This window comes from Streptomyces sp. NPDC005496 (assembly GCF_042872045.1).
In the GTDB taxonomy this organism is placed as follows: domain Bacteria; phylum Actinomycetota; class Actinomycetes; order Streptomycetales; family Streptomycetaceae; genus Streptomyces.
This window is the reverse complement of sequence record NZ_JBIAJQ010000010.1, coordinates 134,357-149,554: the sequence shown is the minus strand read 5'-3', so window position 1 is coordinate 149,554 and position 15,198 is coordinate 134,357. Positions and strand designations below refer to the sequence as shown.

10 protein-coding genes and 2 pseudogenes are annotated in these 15,198 nt (G+C 68.8%); 6 read left to right on the top strand and 6 right to left on the bottom strand.

Features of this window, described 5'->3' with window-relative positions; translation table 11 throughout:
* Positions 1–166: 166 nt before the first annotated feature.
* The 3 genes from ACFYQQ_RS28815 to ACFYQQ_RS28805 all read right to left on the bottom strand — a co-directional run bounded on the left by ACFYQQ_RS28815 (position 167) and on the right by ACFYQQ_RS28805 (position 3,549).
* Complete coding sequence (locus ACFYQQ_RS28815; protein ID WP_355783881.1) at positions 167–1,825, bottom strand: FAD-dependent monooxygenase; 1,659 nt, start codon at positions 1,823–1,825, stop codon at positions 167–169.
* A gap of 428 nt (positions 1,826–2,253) precedes the next feature.
* A complete protein-coding gene (locus ACFYQQ_RS28810; protein WP_355783878.1) occupies positions 2,254–2,487 on the bottom strand; it encodes an acyl-CoA carboxylase epsilon subunit in 234 nt (77 codons plus the stop codon).
* A gap of 438 nt (positions 2,488–2,925) precedes the next feature.
* On the bottom strand, positions 2,926–3,549 hold the full coding sequence (locus ACFYQQ_RS28805; protein WP_355783875.1) for a hypothetical protein: 624 nt from the start codon (positions 3,547–3,549) through the stop codon (positions 2,926–2,928).
* Between the two features lie 377 nt (positions 3,550–3,926).
* Between ACFYQQ_RS28805 and ACFYQQ_RS28800 the strand changes: the two are divergent.
* Positions 3,927–4,190, top strand: a pseudogene (locus ACFYQQ_RS28800) (Lrp/AsnC ligand binding domain-containing protein); the annotation flags it as partial.
* A 582-nt stretch (positions 4,191–4,772) separates the two neighbouring features.
* Here ACFYQQ_RS28800 and ACFYQQ_RS28795 read toward each other — a convergent pair.
* A complete protein-coding gene (locus ACFYQQ_RS28795; RefSeq protein ID WP_355793833.1) occupies positions 4,773–5,249 on the bottom strand; it encodes an ATP-binding protein in 477 nt (158 codons plus the stop codon).
* 381 nt (positions 5,250–5,630) lie between these two features.
* Here ACFYQQ_RS28795 and ACFYQQ_RS28790 point away from each other — a divergent pair, with 381 nt between their 5' ends.
* Positions 5,631–7,073: a serine/threonine-protein kinase gene (locus ACFYQQ_RS28790; protein WP_355793831.1), complete on the top strand. Its 1,443-nt coding sequence runs from the start codon at positions 5,631–5,633 to the stop codon at positions 7,071–7,073.
* Between the two features lie 1,430 nt (positions 7,074–8,503).
* Here ACFYQQ_RS28790 and ACFYQQ_RS28785 read toward each other — a convergent pair.
* Complete coding sequence (locus ACFYQQ_RS28785; protein WP_356240172.1) at positions 8,504–9,715, bottom strand: MFS transporter; 1,212 nt, start codon at positions 9,713–9,715, stop codon at positions 8,504–8,506.
* A gap of 54 nt (positions 9,716–9,769) precedes the next feature.
* Between ACFYQQ_RS28785 and ACFYQQ_RS28780 the strand changes: the two genes are divergently transcribed.
* From ACFYQQ_RS28780 to ACFYQQ_RS28765, 4 genes and pseudogenes are all read left to right on the top strand, one after another.
* The gene (locus ACFYQQ_RS28780) at positions 9,770–10,537 is read left to right on the top strand and encodes a helix-turn-helix transcriptional regulator (RefSeq protein ID WP_356240169.1); all 768 of its coding nucleotides are present in this window, start codon (positions 9,770–9,772) and stop codon (positions 10,535–10,537) included.
* Positions 10,538–10,600: 63 nt separating this feature from the next.
* Positions 10,601–11,068 (top strand): hypothetical protein, encoded by a 468-nt coding sequence (locus ACFYQQ_RS28775; RefSeq protein ID WP_355789589.1) that lies wholly within the window; start codon positions 10,601–10,603, stop codon positions 11,066–11,068.
* 77 nt (positions 11,069–11,145) lie between these two features.
* Positions 11,146–12,948, top strand: a complete 1,803-nt coding sequence (locus ACFYQQ_RS28770) for a serine/threonine-protein kinase (RefSeq protein WP_356240166.1) — start codon at positions 11,146–11,148, stop codon at positions 12,946–12,948.
* 816 nt (positions 12,949–13,764) lie between these two features.
* A pseudogene (locus ACFYQQ_RS28765) lies at positions 13,765–13,925 on the top strand (MFS transporter); the annotation flags it as partial.
* Between the two features lie 335 nt (positions 13,926–14,260).
* Here ACFYQQ_RS28765 and ACFYQQ_RS28760 read toward each other — a convergent pair.
* Positions 14,261–14,857 (bottom strand): hypothetical protein, encoded by a 597-nt coding sequence (locus ACFYQQ_RS28760; RefSeq protein WP_355781675.1) that lies wholly within the window; start codon positions 14,855–14,857, stop codon positions 14,261–14,263.
* Positions 14,858–15,198: the final 341 nt, after the last annotated feature.

The following is a 15,198-nucleotide window of genomic DNA, read 5'->3' as shown; positions in this document are numbered from 1 at the left end:
GGGTAGCGGACCGCGCGAGATGGGCAGGTAGGGCCGTCAGCGCGGCCCTGGGCCGTCCCCCATGCAGGTGATGAGCGGCACCGGCCGCAAGAACGCATTGTTGCCAGCAGGAGCGCCATCTCGCCATCGGGGATGTTTCGGCTCAGGGGGCCATACGGGACAGGGTTCAAGCGACCGCCAGCACAGTCCTCAAGACGTGGCGCAGCACGGCCTCGGCATCTGCCTCCGCACGGGGTGCCCGCCATGCGACGAATCCGTCAGGCCGGACGAGTACGGCGCCCCCAGGCGCGATGCCGTGACGCTCCGCCCAGTCGGTGTCGTCCTCCAACACCAGGTCTGCTCCGTCTGCGGTACCCAACCGGTAGGACTTGAGCGGAAGGGACAGGTCGCTGGCGAGGCGCATGGCCGCCTCGTGCCACGCGTTCGGCTCAGCGGCGTCACTGAGCAGCACGAGGGACCGCTCATAGAGATCAAGCGTCGAGATGCGTTCGTCCCCGCGGCGTACCCACAGGTGAGGCGCTCTGCTGCCGGGTCCGCCGGTCAGGTCGAGGCCCTCCGGCACCGCCGGCACGGAAGAGTCGGCGCCGACCACCGCACCCTGCGGGTAGCGATAGCCCAGGGCCACGTTCAAGATGCCCTGCCGGGGACCTTTGCCGCCGGCTGCCGGCGGTGCGGCGAATCCAGGATGGCTGTGCTCGGCCGACCGGGCCGCGGCCCGAGCGCTGGTGGCCTCCGCCACGGGACGGCGCTCCGCGTCGTAGGTGTCCAGCAACTGCTCGCCCGCCCAGCCGTTGAGCACCGCAGCCAGCTTCCAGGCGAGGTTGTGCGCGTCCTGAATACCGGTGTTGGAACCGAAAGCACCGGTGGGGGACATCTCATGAGCCGAATCACCGGCCAAAAAGACGCGTCCCGAGCGGAAACTGCGGGCGACCCGCTGAGCGGCGTGCCAGGGCGCCTTGCCGGTGATCTCCACATCGAGATCGGCGACGCCCACCGCCCGGCGGATGTGCTCAGCACACCGCTCGTCGGTGAACTCCTCCAAGGTCTGCCCGCGGTCGGGGTGCCAGGGGGCGTGGAAGACCCAGTTCTCACGGTTGTCCACGGGCAGTAGGGCGCCGTCAGCCTCCGGATTCGTCAAGTAGCAGACGATGAAGTGACGATCCCCCACGACGTCGGCCAGGTGCCGGGAGCGGAAGGTGACACTGACGTTGTGGAACAGGTCGCCAGGGCCGGTCTGAGCGATGCCCAGTTGCTCACGCACGGGACTGCGCGGACCGTCCGCGGCGATGAGATAGTCCGCGCGGACGGTGGTGTGCTCACCCGTCTCGCGACTCTTGACCACTGCGGTCACACCGGTCGAGTCGTCGTCGAACGACATCAGCTCGGTGGAGAAACGCAGGTCACCCCCATAGGTGCGGGCGTGGTCGAGCAGTACCGGTTCAAGGTCGTTTTGGCTGCACAGGCACCAGGCGCTGGGACTGAAACGGGCCAGTCCACCGCCCGGATCGATGTCGCGGAACAACCACTCGCCCGCGTCACCGACCAGGGTGGGCGCCTGGAGGATGCCATGGTTGACCGACAGCGTGGCGGCCGCCTCATGAATGGCCTTCTCCACACCCGCCACCCGGAACAGTTCCATGGTGCGGACGTTGTTGCCCCGGCCTCGGGGGTGGATGGAGGTGCCTGCGTGGCGCTCCACCAGCAGGTGCGGCACTCCCAGTCGTCCCAGGAACAACGAGGCTGCCAGACCGACCAGGGAGCCGCCCACGATCAAGACCGGGACCCTGATGGTGTGGGAGCCCGTCCCTTCGCCTCGTTCGTTCATCACTCTCGCCTCCAGCGCGTCGATGCCGCCGACCCAGCCGGATACGGCGCAGATTCCTCATGCATGCCCCGGCACGATGACAGCGGCTCAGGCTTCACCCGCCTGCTGCGTGCTGCGGGGGCGTGGTGTGGGTCGGTGCACCGCACTCGCTGCGCCGTCCAGGGCAGCCACTCATGCACGGTGCCCGCCTTTGGTGGCCGACGAGCACAACGCCCGCGGCAGCGATGAGCCGGTGCGCCGCAAACTCCAACAGGCGACGTTGCCAGCACTGTGACCGCCGTGCGCGGCAAATAGCGCTCATCGATGATGTTGTGCCCCGCCCCACGTCCGGCGGGCGCCGCGCCAAGACCGCAGGCGAACGGCCGCAGGTGTGCCCGTTGGCCTGGACTTCGCCCCTGCCTGTGGCCTGCGATAGCACCAGGCAGCGATCAGTTCGGTCGATGTGCTGGCAGCGGGTGGGCACTGTGGCGCCAGGAGTTGGGCGGTAGGTGTGGCCGTATGCCATGGTCCCAGTGGGCACGACGACGCGTGCGGCAGCGGGCGGCGTCCTTGGAACAGAGGGACAGCGAGGTGAGCACGGTAAGTAGTGCCGCAAGTTCTTCGGCATCCGGGACACCGCGCGCTACGCGAATTTGGCCGATCGGCTCTTCGGCTGTGGTCATATACGCACGATGCAGCCGATCGTGGCCCGTCCGCAGCGTCAGATGCTCCGTCCGGTCACCGGCCCTGCGGTGAGCGGGGTCGAGGGATGGCTGCACCGCTCGATGCAGGCCCTGCACGATGGTGCGGGTTGGACCAGTGGGGCCAGTTCTGACGACAGACACCCCATCTTCGCCGCCATTCACGTTCCCACTCCGATATTCCGCGCGCCCCGGCCTGCAATAGGGCTTGTTCGGCTCCGTCCCTGCGCTTGGGGGACAGGGGCGCGCCTTGGTGGTACTTGCGAGCGGCAACCCGCCTGGGTACGTGGACAGTGACTACGACTCCTCCAGGCCGGGCCTACGAAGGAACTCACGGCATTCCACAGCAGATCAGCCATCCCGACACGGTGCCCGCGGCCTGATGGCGAAGTCGGGTGCGAGTGTCCGAATACCCCCGGATCATGAGTCCTGGATATCTGTTCCGGTCGGCGCAGTGGCATCCGAAGCGGAGTAGAGGAACTGCAAGATCCTGACGTATGCCTCGCTGTGCGATGCTTCCTGTTCTGCTCTGTGTTGCGGCGTCTCTGTCTCGTTGTCGACCGCATGCAGCCAGTCCATGACTGTCCCGAAAACTGGCACCATGGCGCCACTTGCCGCCTGCGCTGCGTCGGCCATCTGGCTGGGACCCTCCACGTAGACGACGTGGAGAAGGCGGTTGAGGTGGCGGTGCAGAGCACGTGCTTCATTCCAGAGGTGGCGGGCGGTTTGGCGGCGCTCTTCGCGTTCTTCAGGAGGGTCGGTTGCTGCAATGCCGCCAAGTTTGATGGCTGCTTCGCCCAAGGTCCCGTGCACTTGACTCCATCCTTCAGCGAAGGCCAGGTAGGCGTTCTTGCGTGATTCGCCAAGAGCACGAGTCCGTTCAGCATTTATCTGAAGGCGGGTGTGCCCCAGTTGCGTCTCAGACTGGATCTTGGCCTGTTGCTCCGCCTTCCTTCCGGTGATCCATGCGGATGTCGTAGCGCCGATTGCGCCGACGGCGGCGCCGATGACACCACCGAGGAGTCCTGCAAGTCCTGCGTCCATGGCGTGAGTCTGCTCGCCAAGCGTTGAGCGTCACCAGTGGGGCGCGATTGTCCATCCCACTCCGCTGCACTGCGCGGGCGCAGGAGTAAGGACGGCTGACGTCCCCCGCCGCCGGGAGCACAGGCGATGAAGCGTAGACGCTCGTGAAGTGACCAACCCCCGCATGTCCTGCCCTGCCCGAGGACACGAGGGACAGCCCTGCCGGCAGCCGCAGAGAACTACACGCGGCAGCTGTCGATGTGGCTGTCGTTGCGGCAGTCGGTGATGCGGGCTTGCCATCGATTCGCGGCGGCCGATGGCGGCACGGCTTTACTTGGGAATGGATCGCTTCATGCAGCGCTCCTGTGTGAGGTGCAAGTTGGTGTATCTGAGCGTTCTTGGAGTGCCTGCGCACCCCCGGAGACGACTGCTACGTCATGAAAGTGGCGGCCACCTCGACGGCCCGCCCGGAGGAGATCATCGACGAGCTGGCCGAGTTCGGAAGCACCACGACCAACCTCGTCCTCAGCCCAACGCTCCCGCTGCGCAGCCCGGGGATGCCTCGGGGACCACCGCCAGGTGGGGCACGAGCGGCAGATGAAGAAGCGGGGCGAGATCAGCCGAGACTCCGCGGCCAGGGGTCTGCCCGCTCGGCGCGGTGAAGGTCGCGATGGGCCCCTGCCGAATTTGAGTCCTGCGGGGACGTGATTGCCGGCGTGCGAGGGAGGTTTGTGGGGGTGGGGATGCATCTGCGGGGCCAGGCACTGGGCACGGTCGAGCGGACACACAGCCGCCCACCCAGAGGAGTTGGCGGCTCTCGCCTGCTTTCCTAAGCGAGCCCCGTTTGCGAGGGACCGTCTCTGTTTCGCTCAGAGCCTGCACCCGCTTGCACACAATGTCATCACAACCGGCTTCATGGCCAGCACACTCAGTACACGTCTCATGCGCGGGGCTCTCGCCGGCCGGCCTGAGCGCCCAGGAGAGGCTTTTGCGCCCGGCTGGCGGGGGACAGGGAACCGGAGGGCCCTGGGCTTTCGTCGATTACAACGGCACTTCCTGAGGGCTCAAGGACACGAGGGACCGCAGGAATGCACGCTCCACTCAAAGCGTCCGCAGTGCGCCTGTGGCCTAAGCACTCATTCCCAGCCTGAACACACTCCTGTCCTGCTCGGAACAGGGCCTGTCATGCAGGCAGCTGCACCTGCTGTTCCTTCAGCACGTGCTTCGAAGATGCTCTCACCAGCTCAAATCATCCGATGGCCGGCCATGTCTCCATCCGGATCGTCAGCCAGGGTGACGGCCGCCATGACGCGCTTGCCTGCCGATTCCCGGTGCATCTCGAAGCTGCGGGAGACCGCCATCACGATCTCCAGGCCGTGCTGGCCGACCCGGGTCGGATCCGCCGCCAGACTCGTCGGGAGGGTAGTGCTGTTATCCCACACCGTCACCTCGACGGCACCCTCACGAGCTTCTAGCGCCAGCACGCACCGTCCCGGGGCGTGCTTGAAAGCGTTGGTCACCAGCTCGCTCACCACCAGCTGGACCATGCCCATCGCCCGCTGCGACACCGGGAATCCGTGAACCGCCTGCAGCTGTGTCAGAAAGTCACGGGCCACGCCCCGGGCAGCCGCGATACCTTCCGCGTCCTCGAAGGCAGCGGACACGGTCAAGCCGCGTTCCCCCACCGGCTGTCGGCCTTGGTCATGGCCAGCCAGATCCATACCGTTCCGCCTCACTGTCGAAGCGCTCTCGCCACCCTCTGATACCCCGAAGACATAGGCACAATCGACGCGTATTTGGTACATAAGCCGCTGCTCGACGTCACGTGTGCCCGGACTGTCTCCAGCGACTTGTTGCTCCTGCTGCGCACAGGCCACCGGACAGCGTCCCACTCGCAGGCAGGGGTGAGCAGCGGATGCGAGCCGAGACACGAGCCGTACGACCGGAAGCCCGACGCGAAGGCCGTCCCCTGCCCTGAGGGATAGGGGCGTGCTGCGTGGGTACTTGCGAGCGGCGGCTCGCCGACGGCGGGTGTGCTGGTACTAGCTGGCGACGATAACGCGGGAGGAATCGGTGTGGGGTTGCGTGGGTCGGGTCTGGCTATGACCTCTCGGAGCTTTGCCCGGATCCTGGCGGGTAGATACCGCCTGGACGAGCGGATCGGGTCGGGTGGAGCCGCCGACGTTCACCGGGCGTTCGACCTGCGCCTGCAGCGGCCGGTGGCCGTGAAGATCTTCCGGGCGGGCACCGGCTTCGACACGGAGGAAAGCCTGAGCGGCGAGGCGGTGATCCTGGCCCGGCTGCAGCATCCAGGGCTGGTGACCGCCTTCGACGCTGGTCGGCACGACGGCAACGCCTACCTCGTCATGCAGCTCATCGAAGGCCCCACCCTGAAGACCCGCATCGCTCAGGGCCGGCTGCCGTGCGCAACCACGATGGCCCTCGGTGCCGGACTCGCCGAGGGCCTGGCCCACGCGCATGAGGCAGGAGTCGTTCACCGGGACGTCAAACCGTCCAACATCATCCTCGACGGCTCCGGCCGTCCTCACCTGACCGACTTCGGTATCTCCCGGCTGCTGGATTCCACCACCCGCACCGCCACCGGAACCCTCACCGGCACCGCTGCCTACCTGTCGCCCGAGCAAGTCCTGGGCCGGCCCGTCGGCCAGCCCGCCGACATCTACGCCCTCGGCCTCGTCCTCCTGGAATGCCTAACCGGCCGCCTCGAGTACGACGGCGGCCCCTTGGAAGCCGCCATAGCGCGACTGCACCGCCCCCCAGCACTCCCCGACACACTGCCCGCCCCCCTCGCCACCCTGCTGCGGCAGATGACCGACCTGGAAGAACAGGTACGCCCCACGGCGCACGAATGCGCCCAGGCTCTGACCCTCCTGGCAACACACGCGATACCCGCGGAGCCGGCCCCTCCCGCAGCCCACGCCACCGCCGCTCCCCTTGCTGCCGTTGCCAGTGACCCGACGGTCACCCACCAGAACCTGATGCCCGGGACGGAGCTGTCCGCCGCTGCAGCCGCTCCGGCCGTGCACACCCGGCAACACGCCCGCGCGACGCCTGCACGCAGCCGTCTGTGGACGTCCGGGGCAGCAGTGGCGCTGGCTGCTGCCGCTGCAGCTACCCTCGCCGCTTCCGACGGCCGTCCCTCTCACGACTCCACCACCGGCAAGCCGACACACTCGGCCAGCAGCCCGGCCGCTCCGTCTGAGCGCTCGCATACTGCACCTACCGACGACGGCGGTCCCGTCGCGCCCGCAACGACGGCTTCGCTCCAGCCCGCCTCCGCCGGCCAGCACCGCGAATCCACTCCGGAACCGAGCCTGCCCTCCCAAATCCGTGACACTGACCTTGCGAAGACCTCCCGTGCCGCAACGGCCGACGTGTCCGGACAATCCACACCTGCTGCATCCGGGCGGGGCAAGGCGAAGTCACCCAAGGAAGCGCCCGGCCAGGAACGAAAGACTCCCAAGGAAAACAGTGGGAAAAGCAAAGCGCGCAAGCAGGGCAGCGCGGCAGCTGCGGGTGAGTGACGCGTAAAAGGGCTGAAAATGCGATAGCTGCCTGCCTGCCTGCCGCATCTCGCGGCCCGCTGAGGGACCTCTGGCTGGTGCCTGTCGTGATCGCCGCTCTGCCGCCCCCGCACGCCGTCGGGTGCGTCCCCGCGAATACCGCATGGCGCCGTTGGTCCCTACATGCGTTCCGTGCGCTGGCCGGCACATCGACAACGATGCGTGGCGGTGAAGCGGTGGAGCAGGACCGGACGCGCCCAAAGTATGGCGGACCTCCTCACCGGTCGCGGGCTGCCGGTGAGGCGGTGGGTCATCAGCATGACGATGCCCAGATGCTCGGCATTTCACTGAGAATGATCAAGCCCCGGCGGCGCTGGAACACCCCGAGGCGTGGCCCACCCGCAGCGATCGGAGAGCAGGTTGGCATCCCCATTCTACCGCCGTGCCTATGACGCCGCGTATCCAAGCGGGCAGGATGAACAGGCCATTTCGATGTCGCACTCTGAACGAGACGGCCGGGCGGTCAGAACCGGCGGCTACCAGTTGGGGAACCGATCCCGGGGTGCAGGCCCCATCCCGTATCGCGCCGTGCCAGGCGCTCTATCGGCCTGCAGGGCAGCGGATGTGTACTGGAGGTCTGCTGCATCGAGGGGAGGCATGCCGGACACGTCGGAACCGGGAACACCCGGAATCAGCACACGAGGAGGAGCCCTGGCTCAGCGGTGACGAGGTCGCGAAGCTGTGGCCGGTGCGTAAAGACTGGCTGCCGGGTGCCGCACGTCGCGCGGGTGTCCGTGTCCGCAGCATCGGCGGGGCAAGCCGGGGTACGTGGGGGGCGGAGCCGACCTTCTATTACTTCCACCCAGGGGACGTACGCAGGGCCGTGCCGGGTATCGCCGACGGGCACGTCGACATCCCGTCAGATTGGCGCACCGACACTCCCGATGGGCGGCGGACAGAGTTCTGGGGCACGTTGAGTGCTCGTGTCGCCGGCACGCTCTTCATCGCGGTCGTCCTGTGCGGCCTCTTCCTCGGCCTGGCCACCGTGGTCTTCCTGCTGACAGTGGAATGATCACCAGCGCCGCAGGCGACAGGCAGCGCTTCCTTGTGAAGGAGCCTCCACGCCATTGTGATAGCCGCGCAGTTCGCGCCCGCCCGGACGCGCCGGAGCAGCATCCGCGGTGGCGGCGCGGTAGGCGGGTGGGCCAGGAGCGCGGGGACGCGACAAGGTCGCGCAGCACGTCGGGGGGGGGCGTCGACCGGGGGCGGACGGGTCCTGGTCCTGGAACACGTCGTCGGCGGGGCCGGGGGGAAGCTGAGCTCCCAGTTGTCCCAGCCGCCGTGAACACGATGTCGCCGCGGCCCGGGCGGAGGTGATGACGCTGCGTCTCAAGGTGGTGAGCGAGCGGGCGATCTGCTGAAGGCCGAGTCCGAGATGATCCCGCTCATGCTCAGCTGCTGCTGTGCTCGGGGGTGGAGCTCTCGGTTTCCGGGGCGGCGGCATCACCGTGTCGCGACAGCAGCTTGGGTACGGCCGGTTCAGGCAGGGTCCGGAACAGCAGCCAGCTCAGGGCGGGCAGCGCGATCAGGGGCGTCAGGGCCGTGCGCAGCGTTGTGGCATCGGCGAAGCTGCCGATGACAGGGCTGGTTAGGCCGCCGACACTGACCATGAGGCCGAGCGTGATGCCGCTGGCGGTTCCGACGCGGGTGGGCAGGTAGTCCTGGGCAAGGGTGACCTGCAGGGAGAAGGGAACGTAGAGGCCGATCGAGGTGAGTGCGACGAACAGGTAGACCACGGGGCCGGGTATGAAGACGACACCGGTGACGGCTGCGACGGTGATGAGGTAGGACGTGCTCACCACGGTGACCCGGTCCCAGCGGTGGGCGAGTCTGCTGCCTGCGAACGTGCCGACGGCGCCGCCGAGGTAGAGCACGAACAGCGCGGCCGTGCCGGCCGCGGTGCCGCCGCCCGTCTGCTCGCGGACGTGGAAGGCGACGAAGGTGCTCATGCCGACGAACACGACCGACCGGCACACCACCGCCAGAGACAGCCGCAGGAACGAGGGCCAGTCGTTCGTCCCCTCCGCAGTGCTCTTGCCGCCGACGGCGGACGGCGTTCCCTCCAGCGCCCGCAGCACCGGCAGGGTCAGCGTGCTGCCGACCAGCGCAGGCAGGATCAGCAGAGGAGAAAAGCGCAGCCCGCCGGTGGCGATGACGGCGCTCACCAGGACGGGAGCAGCGGCGAAGCCGACATTGCCGCCCAGGGAGAACCATCCCATGGAGCTGTGGCTGCCCTGGCTGGCCACCCGTGCCGCCCGCGCGGACTCCGGGTGGTAGGCGGCGATGCCGATGCCGGACAAGGCCACGAAGACGAGCGTGAGCGGGTACGAACCCCCGATCCCGGACAGGGCCACTCCTAATCCGCCCACGACGGTGCTGACCGGCAGCAGCCAGGGCAGAGCGTGCCGGTCGGTGAGCGCGCCGAAGAAGGGCTGCACGACGGAGGACAGCAGGCTGGCCGCCAGGACGATGCCCGAGGCCGCCGCGTAGGTGTAGTCGCGCTCGGCCACGAAGAAGGGGACCAGCGCCGCCACCGCGCCCTGGTAGACGTCTACGCAGGCGTGTCCGACCGACAGCAGAACGATCGATTTGTTCTTTGGCATGGCGCCATCGTCACCCGTGGCCCGCCTGTCGTGCTTCCGATAAACTGCCATACAATGACGCAGATCCGCCATCTGCCGGTGGCATCGACCAGCACCCGCCGACTGGCTCCGGGGACGGGCATCGACGCCCACCGCCACGACGACCACCAACTCGTCTACGCGGGCCGAGGTGTCCTGACCGTCACCACGAGCGCCGGTGCGTGGATCGCCCCCGGCACCCGGGCGATCTGGGTACCGGCCGGCACCGTGCACTCCCATCAGGCGCACGGCGAACTGGAACTGCACCTGATCGGCATCCCGGCCAAGACCCGCCCCCTGGGCACCGACAGGCCTACCGTGCTCAGCGTCGGTCCACTGCTGAGGGAACTGATCCTCGCCTGCACCCGCGACCCGGCGGACGGCACCCCCGAGCACCGACGCCTGCGCGCCGTCCTCTACGACCAGTTGCGGATCGCCCCCCAACGGCCCCTGCACGTACCGACACCGAGTGCACCGCAGTTGAAGGCGCTGTGCGCGATCCTGCACGCGGACCCGGCGGACAACCGCACTCTTGTGGCCCTGGGCAAAGAGGTCGGCGCCGGCTCTCGCACGTTGTCCCGGCAGTTCCAGAGCGACCTCGGCATGACGTTCCCCCAATGGCGCACCCAACTCCGCCTGTCGCACGCCCTGATACTCCTCGCCGACGGCGTCCCAGTGACCATGGTCGCCCACCGGTGCGGCTGGTCCTCGGCAAGCGCGTTCATCGACGTCTTCCGCCGCGCCTTCGGCTACACCCCCGGACGCGCCCGGGACGTGGCACCGGCACCGGACCCGACCGCATAGTTTCGGTCCGGCCGACGCCGAGGCCAGCATGCGCGGATAGTTCACCGGCCGGCCGGAGCGGCCATGGACGTGTTGTGGCAGTTCCAGGGCGAACCGGCCCACGCGATGCGCGAGCGCTGTCGCGCGGACCGCGAACGCCTGGTCCGGCAGCCGATGATCACTCTGCTCAACGAGGCCGCGGACGCCGACCCGCGGTGTGAGGACTTCTCCGTCTGGCATTACCGCACCGACTCCTGGTGGTGGCAGCACCAGGGCGCGGTGATCCGGCTCGGCCGCAAAATCGAGATCGGTCTTCACGTCTGTGCTACTACCGGCTGGCTCCGCCCATCGATGGTGAACGACATACCGGCCACATCGCAGATGCAGGACGGATGGCCCAGGGTGGCCATGCGAGACGGCCTGGACCAAGCCTCACGTGCACGCCGGAACGAAGGAGTTCGCAGCGTCAGTCGGCCGGGGGCTCGTTCCTGGACGCGCTGGTCGCGCTTGTCCACGCCCGGGTCCGCCCAGGTGCCGTTGATGACGGCGTAGTCCGCGTCCATACCCTGGTCGGGGCCGCCCTCTATCCTGCTTCCGTCGCGGGGTGAGGTGACCAGGGGGAGGCGTACGTGCAGTCGTTGGAGAGCACGGATCCGGCCACGATCGGCGGCTATCCGCTGCTGGCGCGGCTCGGTGCGGGCGGCATGGGGCAGGTCTACCTGTCGCGCACGCCGACCGGCCGCCCCCTGGCGATCAAGACGGTCCGGCCCGACCTCACAGCCGCCCCGGACTTCGAGCAACGCTTTGCCCGGGAGATTCGAACCAGCGACCGCGTCCGCTCCCCGTGGACCGTTTCGGTAGTGGACTTCAGCCCGCCCGGCCACCGCCCGCTGTGGCTGGCCACCGAGTACGTCGCCGCGCCTGCCCTGTCCGACTGGGTCACCGGGCACGGGCCGCTGCCACCCCCCGCTCTGCGCGCCCTGGCCGCCGAACTCGCCGCGGCGCTGGCTGCCGTGCACGCCTGCCGGCTGACCCACCGTGACGTCAAACCGTCCAACGTCCTGCTCGGCCGCGACCGGCCCATGCTCATCGACTTCGGCATCACCCGGGCCGCCGACGACTCCCGTCACACCATCACCGGCGGCGTCATCGGCTCGCCCGGCTACCTCGCTCCCGAACAGGCCTCCACGGGAGCCGTCACCGAGGCGGGGGACATCTTCTCCCTGGGCGCGGTCCTGGTGTTCGCCGCGACCGGGACCGGTCCCTTCGAGTATCCCGATGAGCAGCCCTCGGCGGCCTCCTTGCTCTACCGCATCGTCCATGAGCCGCCGCGCCTGGAGGGTGTGCCGGCCGAACTGGCCCCGCTGATTCGCCACTGCCTGGCGAAGCGGCCCGAGGACAGGCCAGACAGCGCCGAGTTGGCCGCCCGGCTGCGCCAGGGACAGGCCGCCGACGACCCGCGGACGGCCGCTCACAAGGGCGGGTCCGCCCCGGTGGCCAACGCGTGGAAAGGCGCGCTCCCGCCCACACTCGGCGCCGAGCTCGCGGCCCGCGAGGAGGAAGTCGCACACCGGTGCGCGGTACCGCAGCACGACCAGAGACAGACGCCGACGAATGCTTCGACGTCCGCGAGACCGCTCGCTCCGGCGACCACCGGGGCGGTGAGCCTGCCCCCGTTCCTCTGCCACGCGGCCCCCGCCACGCCGGACGCGCCGCCCCTCAACACCTGGGCCGCGTACGGCCGGTCGGCCCCCGACGCCGCCACCCCGTACGGCCGGCCGGCCCCAGACCTCCCCCCGCCGTACAGCCCGTTCGACGGCGGCACCCCCGGGCCGGCCGGGTTCGGGCCGCCCGGCGCCCGCGGGGATGGGAGCACAGACCGCCGCGTCCGCTGGACCCTCGCCGGTTCCGTCCTCGCGGTAGCCGCCCTGGTGACCGGCGTCCTGCTGTGGAATCCGTTCGGGAAGAAGACAGCCCGTGAAAGCTCCACGGCCTCCCCGACCTCGTCGTCCTCCGCGCGCGCCCTCTCCGCCGCATGGGCGGGCGTCTGGACCGGCAGGGGGCCGGGCAACCCCGACGCGGACGGCCAACAGCACCCGCGCACCAAGTCGTTCACGGTGACCCTCACCCTGCACACCGCCGAAGCGGGCGAACTGGCCGGCAAACAGATCAGCAACATCAAGGAGGCCGGCACCGACCGCGAGGTCGGCTGCACCGAAGCCCTGGAACTACGCTCGGTGCACGGCACGACAGCCACGTTCGTCGCGGCCACCAGCCATCCGACCAACCGCTCGGACACCTCGCTGCAATGCGAGAGCGGCCACCTGTACGTGGTCCAGCTGACCGATGCCGACACCATCAGCCTCGGTGATGAGGGCAGCCAGTCCGCCGGTGCACCTACGGCCCTGCACCACAGCCGCGGCACGTCCTGAGCAGCGCCCGCCGGGGAGGCGCGAGCGCCACGGGCATCGGCTGTCGGCAGCGCGGGGCCGTGATCCCGGCGGCGCTCTTGTCAGTGAGGCGTCCTCGGTACCTGGTGAGCGGGTTCATCGCTGGTTTCCCCGCCCAGTGCAGGCGCCGGCCGTTACAGTTTTCCCAGGCCCGCCTCAAGCTACCCGGCCCTCGAACCACGAGGGCTGGACCGCGTGAGGGGAAAGCGCAATGCACGACAACAAGAACCCCTGGTGGTCCCGCGTTCTCGACGCAGCCACCGATGTCGTCACCGGGACGACGGGGGCCGTACTCGCCACCGTCATCATCTCCTGGCTCGGCAGGTAGAACCGAGGTGTGGCCAAGGGCTGGAAACCGGGGAGTGCGGCCGGGGACCACCCGCCAAAAGTCTTCCTGCTGGCCCCGAGGCCGGCTTCGCCACCGCTGCCCGGGGGTGACGCCCTTGCGCAGGCGCCTGAACTCGTTCGGCGGCTTCCTCTGATGACGCCCTTCGGCTGGGCAGGGACCGTGAGCGGTGCCACGGTTCACGAGCGATGGCCGAGGCCCTGCGCCGGTGCTGCCGCCGGGCACGCCGAGGCCCGAAAGTAGGCTCCGATGCCCCGGCCGCAGATCAGGTCGGTGAGCAGGGCACCGATTAGCGAGTACCCGACCGGGATGGCCGCGCGCCACCCATCTCAGGGTGCCGCTGACGCCGGAATAGCCGCGGGAGCCGGGCTCCCGGGCGCTGACCCGGATTCCGCTGACGATGTCCGTCAACCTGCGTGCCCGGCCCGCGGGGTCGGACGCACCGTGACGCCATGCAATCCATCACCACGATTCGACAGCGCGCCCTCGTCCGCGCCTGCGGGGGACCTCGCTACGCCTTCGCCCTGGCCGTGGACGCGCTCGGCACCGGCCTGGTGCGGCCTTCCTGCTGCTCTACGGGGTGACGGTGCTACGGCTGCCCGCTCCGGTGTCTCCCGGCCGTGAGCTGACCGCCCTGCCGGTATCGGTGCGCCTCCGTCGCGGGCAGGGTGGTTGCTCTCAGCGGCGTCCGTAGCCAGCCGCTGGGGACGGCTTGGTGCCTTCGCGCAGGAGGGCCGACTCGGCGTCGCTCAAGGCGTCCACTGCTGCGTGCTGGTCTTCGAGTCCGGGTTGAGTCGTTGGGCTGATGGCAGACCAAGATGCCTGATGCTGAATTCGGGCGGCCTGAGTTCGGCGCGAGCGAGTAGGAGACTGTTGTATCAACGACGTAGCAGGCAGTGCCCCTGTAGGGGAGCACTGCCTGCTGAAGCGTGATGGAGGTTGCAGGGATCAGAAGCGGGGGCGGGTGTCGGCCGTTCCGACGGTCAGGCCGGTGGAGAAGACCTTCGTCTTGAGCGTGGTGTTGAGGGCGCCGGCTGCTTCCTTGGTGAGCTTGAGGGTGACGTTGGTGGCGTCGGCGCCGTGCTTGGAGAGCTTGACGTGGGCGGTGGAGAGGTCGAGCTTGAAGACCGGGACGCGGGTCTTGGTGCCGGCGACGCGGCCGGTGAGCTGGCCCTTGGTGAGGTTGATGGTGAAGTTCTTGACCTCGAGTGAGCGGCCGTTGAACACGTTGGTGAACTTCAGGCCACCCGTGTGCTTGATGGTCCCGCCGAGCGGGCTGGCGGTCAGGGAGCCGCCGGTGATCGGGTAGGTGGCCTTGAGGGTGGGCTGGTGGCCGACCGTCGTCAGGGAGGGCTTGCCGGGGCGCGTGACGATGGGGGCGATTCCGTTGGAGAGCAGGGCCTTGGCGATCGCCGGGGCCACGGTCACCGAGGTGTGGCCGCTCTTGACGTGCACGGCATGCGGGGCTGCGGATGCGGTGGGAGCTGCGATCACCAGCGCCGCGACAGCAGACGTAGCGGCGGTGGCAAGGACGGTGCGAGACATGGCAGTTCACTCCTGTAGGAAGACGTCGCCGAACGTGGTGCATCTGATGACGGCGACGTGTTCCGCCACTCCTGCGCGACTGGATGCGGCTCCGGGCGAAGCATTTCAGCGCCGACCGTTTTTTCTGTTTTGTGTCCTTCATGCTGTGAACGGCCGGGTTGCAATGCGGGTCACCGCCCCACTATTCGGCAACCTGTGACAGGCATGCGCGGGACTTTGGGCGGGTCCAGCTGCTGGCGGAGGCGAGCGGCTCCATGCAGCGGCATCGCGCCACGGGCGGACTGGGGCCAGGCGCTCGGGGTGAGCGGCGTGGGACCACCAGCAGAGCCTGCCGCCAGTCG